General features: G+C 37.1%; 14 protein-coding genes, 3 pseudogenes and 1 riboswitch. Of the genes and pseudogenes, 13 read left to right on the forward strand and 4 right to left on the reverse strand.

Annotated features, from left to right (window positions below; all coding sequences use genetic code 11):
• Window positions 1-33: 33 nt before the first annotated feature.
• Entirely contained in the window at window positions 34-1,014 is a 981-nt protein-coding gene (locus ACFVSW_RS10630; RefSeq protein ID WP_387315539.1) for a DUF3231 family protein, read from the reverse strand.
• A 448-nt stretch (window positions 1,015-1,462) separates the two neighbouring features.
• Here ACFVSW_RS10630 and ACFVSW_RS10635 point away from each other — a divergent pair, with 448 nt between their 5' ends.
• The 10 genes and pseudogenes from ACFVSW_RS10635 to ACFVSW_RS10680 all read left to right on the forward strand — a co-directional run bounded on the left by ACFVSW_RS10635 (window position 1,463) and on the right by ACFVSW_RS10680 (window position 6,923).
• Window positions 1,463-1,873 (forward strand): hypothetical protein, encoded by a 411-nt coding sequence (locus tag ACFVSW_RS10635; protein WP_387315541.1) that lies wholly within the window; start codon window positions 1,463-1,465, stop codon window positions 1,871-1,873.
• A gap of 99 nt (window positions 1,874-1,972) precedes the next feature.
• Window positions 1,973-2,218, forward strand: a pseudogene (locus ACFVSW_RS10640) (M20/M25/M40 family metallo-hydrolase); the annotation flags it as partial.
• Window positions 2,219-2,713: 495 nt separating this feature from the next.
• Window positions 2,714-3,211: a DinB family protein gene (locus tag ACFVSW_RS10645; protein WP_387315543.1), complete on the forward strand. Its 498-nt coding sequence runs from the start codon at window positions 2,714-2,716 to the stop codon at window positions 3,209-3,211.
• A 503-nt stretch (window positions 3,212-3,714) separates the two neighbouring features.
• Window positions 3,715-4,194: a GyrI-like domain-containing protein gene (locus tag ACFVSW_RS10650; protein WP_387315545.1), complete on the forward strand. Its 480-nt coding sequence runs from the start codon at window positions 3,715-3,717 to the stop codon at window positions 4,192-4,194.
• Window positions 4,195-4,215: 21 nt separating this feature from the next.
• Window positions 4,216-4,299: pseudogene (locus ACFVSW_RS10655) on the forward strand (phage tail protein); the annotation flags it as partial.
• Window positions 4,300-4,417: 118 nt separating this feature from the next.
• A complete protein-coding gene (locus ACFVSW_RS10660; protein ID WP_387315547.1) occupies window positions 4,418-4,855 on the forward strand; it encodes a DoxX family protein in 438 nt (145 codons plus the stop codon).
• Window positions 4,856-5,057: 202 nt separating this feature from the next.
• A riboswitch (cyclic di-GMP riboswitch) is annotated at window positions 5,058-5,142 on the forward strand.
• A gap of 314 nt (window positions 5,143-5,456) precedes the next feature.
• Window positions 5,457-5,687, forward strand: a complete 231-nt coding sequence (locus ACFVSW_RS10665; protein ID WP_387315548.1) for a hypothetical protein — start codon at window positions 5,457-5,459, stop codon at window positions 5,685-5,687.
• Window positions 5,688-5,803: 116 nt separating this feature from the next.
• Complete coding sequence (locus tag ACFVSW_RS10670) at window positions 5,804-5,992, forward strand: hypothetical protein (protein WP_387315551.1); 189 nt, start codon at window positions 5,804-5,806, stop codon at window positions 5,990-5,992.
• A gap of 144 nt (window positions 5,993-6,136) precedes the next feature.
• Complete coding sequence (locus tag ACFVSW_RS10675) at window positions 6,137-6,640, forward strand: DinB family protein (protein ID WP_387315553.1); 504 nt, start codon at window positions 6,137-6,139, stop codon at window positions 6,638-6,640.
• Between the two features lie 55 nt (window positions 6,641-6,695).
• Window positions 6,696-6,923 carry a hypothetical protein gene (locus ACFVSW_RS10680; RefSeq protein WP_387315554.1) on the forward strand — a complete coding sequence of 76 codons (228 nt, stop codon included), beginning with the start codon at window positions 6,696-6,698 and terminating at the stop codon, window positions 6,921-6,923.
• A gap of 90 nt (window positions 6,924-7,013) precedes the next feature.
• On the opposite strand, the gene ACFVSW_RS10685 is transcribed toward ACFVSW_RS10680, so the two are convergent.
• The gene (locus ACFVSW_RS10685; RefSeq protein ID WP_387315556.1) at window positions 7,014-7,316 is read right to left on the reverse strand and encodes a hypothetical protein; all 303 of its coding nucleotides are present in this window, start codon (window positions 7,314-7,316) and stop codon (window positions 7,014-7,016) included.
• Between the two features lie 96 nt (window positions 7,317-7,412).
• Between ACFVSW_RS10685 and ACFVSW_RS10690 the strand changes: the two are divergent.
• Window positions 7,413-7,556: pseudogene (locus ACFVSW_RS10690) on the forward strand (DinB family protein); the annotation flags it as partial.
• A gap of 169 nt (window positions 7,557-7,725) precedes the next feature.
• On the opposite strand, the gene ACFVSW_RS10695 reads toward ACFVSW_RS10690, so the two are convergent.
• Both ACFVSW_RS10695 and ACFVSW_RS10700 read right to left on the reverse strand, forming a co-directional pair.
• Entirely contained in the window at window positions 7,726-8,136 is a 411-nt protein-coding gene (locus ACFVSW_RS10695; RefSeq protein ID WP_387315558.1) for a DUF3021 domain-containing protein, read from the reverse strand.
• A gap of 5 nt (window positions 8,137-8,141) precedes the next feature.
• Window positions 8,142-8,447 (reverse strand): LytTR family DNA-binding domain-containing protein, encoded by a 306-nt coding sequence (locus ACFVSW_RS10700; RefSeq protein ID WP_387315561.1) that lies wholly within the window; start codon window positions 8,445-8,447, stop codon window positions 8,142-8,144.
• A 467-nt stretch (window positions 8,448-8,914) separates the two neighbouring features.
• On the opposite strand from ACFVSW_RS10700, the gene ACFVSW_RS10705 reads away from it, so the two are divergent.
• Entirely contained in the window at window positions 8,915-9,622 is a 708-nt protein-coding gene (locus ACFVSW_RS10705; RefSeq protein ID WP_387315563.1) for a DNA alkylation repair protein, read from the forward strand.
• Between the two features lie 61 nt (window positions 9,623-9,683).
• Window positions 9,684-10,130: a GNAT family N-acetyltransferase gene (locus ACFVSW_RS10710; RefSeq protein ID WP_387315565.1), complete on the forward strand. Its 447-nt coding sequence runs from the start codon at window positions 9,684-9,686 to the stop codon at window positions 10,128-10,130.
• Window positions 10,131-10,318 lie beyond the last annotated feature (188 nt).

Raw genomic sequence — 10,318 nt, forward strand, 5'->3', positions numbered from 1 at the left:
TTCAAAAGGAATGATCGAATTGACTGCTATTTTTCACTTTCGGTTAGCAGCTAAAGGAGGCTGATCAAGCCATTTCTTCTCAATCATCAGGTTCAATCCATCATCAAGAAAGGTTCCTGTTTCAATAATATATAAGGAAAACATTGTACTTAAATCTCTTCTTGTCACAGCACTAAACGCATTCCCAGATCTGGCAATGGCTATTTCCGCAAGGGACATTGCTTCAAACATAATTAACTTTTCAGAAAAAGGGGATGTTGAGGAGTTTGTTATTTCAGTTTCATAAGTAGCCAGGAAAGGCAAGTTCTCGGTAGAATTCAACGATTGGATATTCTCCACTCTCTTGCTACAGATTTCCTTTCCTCTATGACAATATTTTTGGACCATTGGATCTTTGGAAATTTGAGAAAATACGATATACAACGTCTTGGCTAAAATAACGCCCCGTAAACTAAAAATTAGACTATCGATCTCTATGGCATTAACTGGTCGCTGTTCTCCCCACCAACCTGACAAAAAGGACTGCTTTTCCACCAATTCTGCCCGTTTGGGGACAGGGACATAAATAGGCTGGTGCTGGTACCCCTTCTTATTAATGTTTTCGGTAATGAATTTATATAGGTCCGATGAATTTTTTAAGTTCATTTGAAAGTAGGACAAAACTTCCGGAGTTTCGGTTTTTCCCAATGTTAACCCATATCCATAAACTCCATATTCTAACAAAACTTGAAGGACGAAAAAGATTAATTTATCAGACATTAATCTGGGTTCTTTTGGATCCACATCTTTATCCAAACTGAATCCAATTGGTAAAGGAAACCCTGCTTTTTGATATAACTCTAAACCCTCGATGATAATTCTATTTGCCTCATCTATTGAGCGTTGCAGGATTACTTTTAACTCTTCATCTTCCACGTGTTGCATCCAATGTTCAAGGAAACAAAGATGTGCTTGATTACCAATAACAAACTTCCAAATATTCGCTATCTCCCCAGCTGTAGGTTTGAAGTCCATAATTTCCTCCTTGAGTCAATTAACTTTCTTATCTTAAGGGCGATAAAATTAACATCGATAATTGCAATGAAAAGTATTTATCATTAAACCACTTCATTTCTATATAATTACCAATTACAGATGCAGTAATACTCAATTAAGCCTGTCATTTTGAAGGCATTTCTTTTTGATAAACAGACAGGAGATTATTGGCGGGAATTTGACAATGGATGGAAAAAGTATGAAACTTTTTCGAATCCAACTAAAATAGAGCTTGTAAAATAATATTGTTAACTATTGGGTTCAAGAGTTTAAGACCGAGCTGCTGTTTTGGTGGCTTTTTTTCTTTTTGTGTTAAATGGCAGTTTAGTTTAAGTACAATCCTTCACAAAGTTAGAATGAATAATGAATTCATTAAAACACAAATTAACAAACTAAGACCAAATGATTCGCACATGGGGTGGGTATGATGAATCGGGTCGGAAAATATGCCATTCAAAAAGATATGGACGAAACGGGATTATTAAAAATGGTACTTGAACTTACAGAAAAAGACAAAATGTTAATGTGGTCAGAGGGGTATATCGACCTTGTTATTGATAAATTACCGAAGTATGGTAAGGATATTTTGGTGAATCGCAAAGATAAATGGGAAGATACGAAAGCCTATTATCAAGACCAACTTGACCACATCCTTTCAAAAGAAGAAGTAAAAGTGAAAATGAAGAGCGAACGAAAAGAATTCGCTCTTTTTGTCATCGAGAATTTTAAGGTGTTTCATTCTTTACTCTTTTTGTGTTATGACGGGAATTTAAAAGACCTTGATTTAAGAAAATTCGTTTACCGGAAGAGATATGGAACAAGAAAAATTAACTCGTAGGTAAATTAAATGTATGTAAATTATTTCACTTAAATCCAGCTACCATTTTGGTGGCTTTTTTGTTATTGCACTAAACGTACTATTTTGGCAATCCTGCTCGCCGATCATCCAATGATTAAAACACTACAATCGGCTTATCAATCGATTACAGGGGATGAACCCACACTTTTAACATCGGGCGGGGGAACATATGCAGCGTTAATGAAAAATGCAGTGGCTTACGGTGCGCTTTTCCCTGGTAAGGTAGATAGCTCTCACCAAATTGATGAATTTATAGAAATCGATGATTTAATTAAAGCGACAGCCATCTATGCCAAAGCATTATATGAATTAAGCCACTTATAAAATCAAAGGCCAGGTATGTCGTTTAGCCAACAGGTCAACCAGAAAAAATAAAATGTACCCTATAGAGTAGACACTTAAAAAGGTCTGCCCTATAGGGTACTTTATTTGTCATAATGAAGGAATAAAAGCTGGATAAGCCGAATAAGTCATAGTGATCATGGTTTTGTTGTATTCTCAAAATAAAAGAATGGAGTATTTCATTGAGAATATTTTTTCGTTATATGACCGACAGTCGAAAATGAAGGTTATTTTATGCGTATGAATGGCTTTTTTCGAAATTGATTGAGGATTATTGTTATCGTCACCCGGAAATTTCGGATTACCCTGCCATGTTGGAGATAATTAGAAGCTGGAGAGAAAGGTATGTCCAATATGGAAGGGACCACTTGGATTTGGTTTTTACCTTTTTAGGACCGATTAATTTATACTATAGTCAGATTTTTTCTTGTCTTTTAACTTTGAAAGATTACACTAAACAGTAAGGAGATTGGTTATATGCAAGTTGTAACCAAAATGTTTTTAGAACAACTCGACATGCATTGCCATGAGAATGATTGGTTTGCATCCATGGATCAGGCGCTTCATGGAGTCATCGCAGCTGAGGCAGCATGGACAAGTTCGGGAATCAGCAATTCGATTTGGCAGATTGTCAACCACTTGATATTTTGGAATGAAGACGTAATCCATCGAATTAAGGGCACAGAGAATCCGCATAAGGCAGAAGACAATGAAGAAACCTTTGGAAATCCGGGGGATCCAGAAGACGAAATTGGGTGGGCCCAGACAGTGCAGCGCCTTAATGAAGTCATGAATAAATTAAAAATGGTCATTGCGGACCTTGACGATGAAAAGTTAAAAGCTCCGTATGCAGCTAACAGGTACTCTATTGAGCGTTTACTCAACAATATCATGATGCACGATACGTATCATCTCGGCCAAATTGTTCTGTTGCGAAAGTTGCAATCCTCTTGGGGTGGCGTTGATTGGTCCTAAAGCACCATAATTCAGCGACCTTCCTCGCCCAGCCGTAGAAGCAGTATTGACAGTGTGAAGCCCTTTTCATTCTCTATGGTGAAGCGGGTGATTTTCCTGCTTTATGGATGGCTAAACGGGTGTGTTAGTCAAATAAATTAGAACGTATTTGCAGAGCGATCTTTCGCATATCATTGTTCAACAGTCGGGCGCTTTTCTTAAATAAGAAGGCGTCTTTTTGCATGTACAACACATTTAGGGATTGAGTTTAATGAGGTGTAAAAAAAGATTGTGAAGTCCTGTATTTAAAGTAAAGGGGGCTTGAGCGGAACAAGGAGTTGCAGTGGCATCTCCTATTTTTATTGAGACAAAGGATATACCGCATGATGATATTAATCCGTTTAACTTTTTTCATTGGGGTCTCCTAAACAGTGTCATTTTTTGACATGATTTAAGGTTATTATAAACTTATCAAGTGAAAAACAAATCATTTGATAAATTTAAAAAAAAGGAAGGTTTTGAATATGACAAATTATACTCTAGAAGAAAAAAACAGCTTTACAGTTTTAGGTATTGGAACAGAGCTTAAGAGCGATTACACAGACTTTGTCGGCATATCCAAGGAAAAGGGAGACTTTTGGCAGGCGGTCAAACAAGATGGAACGCTTGATTCTTTAAAAGCGATAGCCGCAAATGACTACATTTTTGCCGTGAACGAAGCTGTGAATAACAAGATGATGCATTATGCCGGCGTTATGACGGATGCATCGCTACCAGAAGCAGACAGGGTGATCCAATTTCCTAAAGGGGAATATCTGGTTGTTAAAGGGGAAGCGAAGACGGCTGATGAATTGAGTAATACGCTTACCGGCATTGCCTTTGGTCAGGCCTTGCCAGAAGCAAAGAATGTTGCTTATGTTGGTGGACCAAATACAACGGTTGAGATGGGGCAGCGAAACGGCTTAGTTTTTGGTGAAATGTGGATTCCTGTTGTCAGGAAATAAAGTGATCAAATGAGGGGTGAAATGTCCTATATCGTGGATTTTAAAAATGTGTCTACGGTTGGTTTAGAGTCTGCACCTGTCGCAGAAGCGCTTGCTGGTTTAAAAAAAGATCGGCAGGATACCTTATGGTGTCACATTGAAGAATAGCTTTTCAAAACATGTTAAGAGTTGTAAGGACAGATGGATATTTCATTTTAATCAATGATTAAAGGAAGGGATCAAGATGAAAACAAAAGGAAAAATGATTGCTTACTGGACAGTCACATCACTACTTGTATTTGCTATTATGTTAAGTGGTATCGGGCAACTCATGCAATATGGGGGAAACGTTGAGTTAGTGACGAATCTTGGTTATCCATTATACATCTTGACCATTCTCGGGATATGGAAAGTACTCGGAGCCATCGCTCTACTTGTGCCAGGTTTTCCTCGGCTTAAAGAATGGGTTCACGCTGGTATCTTCTTTTTAATGACTGGTGCTGCTTTATCTCATGTGTTAGCTAACGATTTTGGTGATTACGGTTTTAATATTATCCTTCCGCTTTCATATGCTGCACTCAACATCGCTTCATGGGTACTGAGACCACAAAGCCGAACCTTAGGGAGTTTGCTTGGTAATACTGAAAAACGTGCAAAAAAACAAAGCTTTGCATTCAAATAAATCAATGCATATTAGAGTAATATAGATTTACAATTGCATTCCTGGTTCTATTACCAAGTGCAAGATAAGGTTGCTGCGGCAGCCTTTTTGCTTGTTGAGAATATTTACTTAAATTTGTGTGACTTAGGTCCTGATTTATTAGTAGAAATTTGGCGAAAAACATTGAAATTTTCCTGGTTAGATTTTACTATTAAGGTATAAAAAATGAAAAAGGCAAACTTTTTGAAAGAAAAGGACGCAAAGCCACGAGTCTAAGGTCTTATGACTATGATAGTCGGGTTGCCAAAAAGAACGGATACCAATTTTTGAATTACACTTCTTAACATGATTGGTTTGTTAGTCCACCTCTTTTTGGAGGCTTTTTTATTTATTTGGCTGTGTTAAAGCACATTGTTGATTTGAGCACAATGTTGATTGGACGTGGATACAGCGAGAATCCTGCGGGAGCAGCGGGACAGGTGAGACCCCGCAGGCGCGGAATTCGCCGAGGAGGCTCACCGCCCGCCCCGCGGAAAGCGAAGCGCCTGGAACGGAAATCAACATTCACTTTTAATAGAGCCATTTATTAAAATAAAAACTAAGAGAAGAGTGGGTGAAATGATTGAAAGTGGTATTTGGTTCAATTGAATATTTTGAAAGAGAAATGTTGAGTTTTGCAAAAAGGAAAAGTTTAATAACTTTGTCATCTAATCAAGTTATGGAAATTTACTCCGAAATCAAAGATGAATTAATGAATGATTTCATTTGCGATGTAGAAATAAAAAAAGAATGTGTAAATAATCTTAACCTTGCAAGTGATAGACTTCTTAACAAATATAAGATTCTGTTATAATGAACTATCAGTTATGCCAGGTAAGGTTTTGGAGTTTCTTTCTTTGAAGAATTGATAAATTTTTCAAAGAAATTGAATGAGAAACAAAAATTACCGTAATTATTAGAGGTTATTCAATGAAGGTATTTAGACTAAAAAAGCAGTTTAATGGTTATAAAAAAGGAGCACAGTTTTATTTGGTTAGTGAATCAGAATTTATCGGGGTTAAAGAGTTGGTATTTTTAACGGAAGATTTAACAAATAGGATATCAATCAATGAAAGCGAACTAATTAAGAATTTTACATACATAAAAGAAATCTTTTAACGAATGAAAGATCTGTCATGCATTTAAAATCAAGTAAAAGCAAATGCTTGGAAGAGGGACCTGGAATTGTCTTTCATCCACCAGGATGAGAATTAAAGCTGAACTGGGAATTCAATCAAATTAAAAAATGGAGGAATTAGATCCATGTATTCTTCAATAGCTGGATTTATCGAGGATTGGAATCAAGAAGCTGCTTCAACTCAAAACACTTTGGATGCGTTAACGAATAGTTCTTTGCAGCAGCAAGTTTCATCGGACGATCGGACATTAGGGAGAATTGCCTGGCATATTGTGGCCAGTACACCCGGAATGTTAAACGAGTTTGGCATCCCTGTCCCGCAAGTCGACAACGCTGAGACTGTTCCGCAATCGGCGAAGGAAATAGCAGGGGTATTTCGGAGAGTCAGTGCCGACACAGCCCACGCTGTAAAAGAACAATGGAATGACGCTTCCCTTACAGAAGATGTGAATGTCTTTGGCAGGACAATGACGAAGGGAGCCACGCTCTTATTACTTGTCAAGCATATCATTCATCATCGCGGGCAAATGAGCGTTCTCATGCGCCAGGCGGGAGTAAGAGTCCCAGGGATTTATGGACCTGCAAGAGAAGAATGGGCGCAATTGGGAATGGATGCTCCGACCATTTAAAGAATAAGTTTTTTATCTGCAGAATAGGGTATTGAAAATACCGAGGTGAGCGGTTATGGAAAAAAATAAAAGAAAACCGGATTTTCATCATTTCCAAGGGAAGATGGACAACCCTGAACAATATCCAACTGAGAATGAGAGCTTATTTGATATATTTAAGAGTGAGCAAACAGTTGACCCAATACCAGTAGAGGATTTGAAAGAAGAACAACTTGAAGAAAAAGCGAAGCACGATTCAAAAGATACATCCTCAAGTGAAAAAAAGTATAGAACGGGAATGTAAGGGGGGCCATGGGGACGGTCCTTGTGGCCACTACTAACATTACTAAAAACCAAGAGAACCGTCTCTGTGGCATTATTTAATAATGAAAAATTAATCAAAGCGTACTTGATCTTCTCCTTCAATGATTAACTCCAATTCTGTTAAAAAGTTGAGTTCAAGCGGTGCTGGTAAGCGGTCAATCATTTCTCTAATTTCGCTAAGATTTTCTGCTTCTTCGATCGTTGATGGCGGTTGATTTAAATGCTGATACCAGAGCTTCAATTCGTCAATAAACTTATAAAAATGCATTTCAAAGCGTTCAGCGCATTCTTCGCTTTCACTTTCTGCAGCATTATTCATCATTTCCCAATCTTCAAGAGCAGTTTCCAATTTCTCTTTCACACGATTTATCACATCATCACTCCTTGGTTTTTGGTTTCATATAGTCTTCATTCGTATAATATTAATTGAAAAGCCCGATACCTTAAGAGCGTATCATACTACCCCTAAGTATTAAATACAATTTCTGATGAAATGCTTGACCAAATTTCACTTGAGAGAAAATTACTCGACATTATGCTTCATGATGCTTATCATACAGGGCAAATTATTCAATTAAGAAAAATGCAAGGATCTTGGCTGTCAACTCGTTGACAGAACGAAGAAATATTTTATTTTGGTGAATTGTATAATAATAGGAGCTTCATAGATATTGATTTGCTTGCGCTTTTGTTCTTATTCAGGAAAAAGACGTCCATGGGGATGGTTCTTGTGGCCAGGATATCCACACTAAAAACCACGAGAACCTTCCCTATGGCATTCCTTATAGTTTCTTTAAATCATCATTTAATCTCCGGGCTTGATTTTTGAAGTAAAGGTAAAATGCAATCCAAAAGATTGTAAACATGATTATGGAGATTAAGAGTGTTAACAAAATACTTTTTATCGTAAATGGAATCCATCCGATCGTAAGGGCTATGATGAAGTAGAGGATCATGACGGTTATGAAATGGAAAATGGTCTGTTGAGAAAGTTTTAAATTTCTGTTTTGATAGTACATTGGACTAACTGTAATTAACCAACCGCAGAGAATAGAACCTATGGAGTTCTTAACAAATAAGCTTCCATCTATCATTTCGAAACCGCCGAAAAGGATTGCAGCATTGGTGTAAAGCACCACGAGGAAGCCTCCAAAGAAAATACCGATGAAACTACGAAGTGTGAATGTTTTCATTCAAATTACCTCCTATTTAATTTTAATGCTTCTTTTATCACAGGGACATAGGTACGAGACACATACTCTTTCTTTCCAGATTTGAAATAAACGCAGAGTGTACCATTGAATGACGCTTCAAAACGGCTTAATTCATGTAAATTGGCGATAACTGATTTAGATAGACGGATAAATTTACTAGAAGGAAGCAGAGCCTCAAGCTCATATAACTTCTCTTTTAAAATAAACGAATCCGTCTCTGTTACGGCAACAACATGTTCATTTTCCATATGAAAATAGTGGATATCCACTGGTTTAAGAATATGTTGCATTTCGCCTTTTTTTGCAATCAGGAATTGTTGCTCCCTTCCGTGAAGGAAGTCAATTAGTTCCTGGATATTATCATCTAACTCAGGGCCTTCAATGGTAAATTCGTTTCTTTAAGTGCTTTATCGATATTTAAGAAAAGTTTCAAATTTCAGACACCTCTTTTCACTTAAAATTATAATCGTTCTAATACTGGATGTCTGTCAATAAATGTTCTTTTCATTCACTCCCCTCATATCCTTTAATCAAATTGTATGTTGATATTCCTAACAAGTCTGCACTTTTCAAGTAAGTGGCAGAAAGATGTGGGGTAACTTGAGGAAAAAAGATGGTAACTTACATGAAAGGATGTGTATGGTTCGATTAGCGAAAACCACAATGGGACCGTCCAATGGTATAATAGGATTAACATGATTTCATTAGATGGAAAAAATATTAAGGAAAAAAACTGAAAAGAAGGAAGTGCCATACCATGAATTTAGAATTGGTTATGCAGGAGCTTGAAGTCCTTGGCAAGGAACGAACTAAAAAAATGTACATATCCAATGGTGCACATGAGCCGGTTTTTGGCGTGGCTACAGGTGCTATGAAACCAATCGCGAGGAAAATAAAAATAAATCAACTTTTAGCTGAAGAGCTCTATGCGACAGGGAACTACGACGCAATGTACTTTGCTGGCATTATTGCAGACTCAAAAGCTATGACTGAGTCGGATTTTGATCGTTGGATGGATGCGGCATATTTTTATATGCTGTCCGATTATGTAGTTGCTGTAACCTTATCGGAGTCGGATATTGCACAAGACGTTGCAGATAAATGGATCGCAAGCGGTGAAGAGCTGAGAATGTCAGCGGGCTGGAGTTGCTACTGTTGGCTTTTAGGGAATCGCCTAGACCATGAATTTTCCGAAAGCAAGATTTCCAATATGCTTGATATTGTGAAAAATACGATTCATGATTCGCCAGAACGAACGAAATCCGCTATGAATAATTTTCTTAACACCGTGGGGATTTCTTATTCGCCGCTCCATGAAAAGGCAGTAGAGACCGCAAAGGCAATAGGTACAGTAGAAGTGAAACGGGACAAGAAAAAAAGCAGTTTCCTAAATGCTTACGAAAGTATTCAAAAAGAAGTCGAAAAAGGAAGGCTTGGTTTTAAACGCAAGTATGTAAGATGTTAAAATGAACCTCTCCATCTCGAAACAATCTTCACTTATCCAGGCTAATAGGGAGGGAATTCAAATGGAAATATGTCAAGCTATGATAGAAGATTTAGAAGGAGTATCAAATTTATTTAATTTGTACCGTGTGTTTTACCAACAAACATCGGATTTAGAAGGTGCTAAGGCGTATATAAAGGAACGTTTAGAAAGCAAGGATTCTGTGATATTAGTTGTTAAAAACAACCAAGAGTATCTAGGTTTTACTCAACTTTATCCTACATTTTCGTCAATATCTATGAAACGAGCATGGATACTGAACGACTTGTATGTAGATGCAGAAGCCAGAAAACAAGGAATAGGAGAAATGCTCTTACAAAAAGCAAAAGAATACGCTATTGAAACAGGTGCTAAAAGTATTAATCTAAGTACAGCACCAGATAATTATTCTGCTCAAAGGCTATATGAAAAAAATGGATACATACGAGATTCACAATATTATCAATATGAATTAAGTTTAACTATTTAAGGCAGCAAGTGAAAGAGAATGCAGCGATTGTAAGAGATGAAAGATTAGAATGGCTGTTATTAAGAGAAAACAAAAAGGCACAACCAGCTCATATGATATGCTCCCCTTAAGGTAGACAGATTAAAAAATAAAAAATCTGGCTACTCTTAAGGGGAGTATTTATTATGTCTAAAAGAGCTTATTCAGCT

It is taken from the genome of Neobacillus sp. NPDC058068, assembly GCF_042885335.1.
Lineage (GTDB): Bacteria > Bacillota > Bacilli > Bacillales > Cytobacillaceae > Neobacillus.

What these genes read in the sequence shown, in the direction of transcription:
- ACFVSW_RS10645 (WP_387315543.1), top strand. Translation starts at nt 2,714, where the DNA reads ATGCAAGTTGTAACCAAAATGTTTTTAGAACAACTCGACATGCATTGC.
- ACFVSW_RS10705 (WP_387315563.1), top strand. Translation starts at nt 8,915, where the DNA reads ATGAATTTAGAATTGGTTATGCAGGAGCTTGAAGTCCTTGGCAAGGAA.
- ACFVSW_RS10710 (WP_387315565.1), top strand. Translation starts at nt 9,684, where the DNA reads ATGGAAATATGTCAAGCTATGATAGAAGATTTAGAAGGAGTATCAAAT.
- ACFVSW_RS10700 (WP_387315561.1), bottom strand. Translation starts at nt 8,447, where the DNA reads ATGCAACATATTCTTAAACCAGTGGATATCCACTATTTTCATATGGAA.
- ACFVSW_RS10660 (WP_387315547.1), top strand. Translation starts at nt 4,418, where the DNA reads ATGAAAACAAAAGGAAAAATGATTGCTTACTGGACAGTCACATCACTA.
- ACFVSW_RS10670 (WP_387315551.1), top strand. Translation starts at nt 5,804, where the DNA reads ATGAAGGTATTTAGACTAAAAAAGCAGTTTAATGGTTATAAAAAAGGA.
- ACFVSW_RS10635 (WP_387315541.1), top strand. Translation starts at nt 1,463, where the DNA reads ATGAATCGGGTCGGAAAATATGCCATTCAAAAAGATATGGACGAAACG.
- ACFVSW_RS10695 (WP_387315558.1), bottom strand. Translation starts at nt 8,136, where the DNA reads ATGAAAACATTCACACTTCGTAGTTTCATCGGTATTTTCTTTGGAGGC.
- ACFVSW_RS10675 (WP_387315553.1), top strand. Translation starts at nt 6,137, where the DNA reads ATGTATTCTTCAATAGCTGGATTTATCGAGGATTGGAATCAAGAAGCT.
- ACFVSW_RS10680 (WP_387315554.1), top strand. Translation starts at nt 6,696, where the DNA reads ATGGAAAAAAATAAAAGAAAACCGGATTTTCATCATTTCCAAGGGAAG.
- ACFVSW_RS10650 (WP_387315545.1), top strand. Translation starts at nt 3,715, where the DNA reads ATGACAAATTATACTCTAGAAGAAAAAAACAGCTTTACAGTTTTAGGT.
- ACFVSW_RS10630 (WP_387315539.1), bottom strand. Translation starts at nt 1,014, where the DNA reads ATGGACTTCAAACCTACAGCTGGGGAGATAGCGAATATTTGGAAGTTT.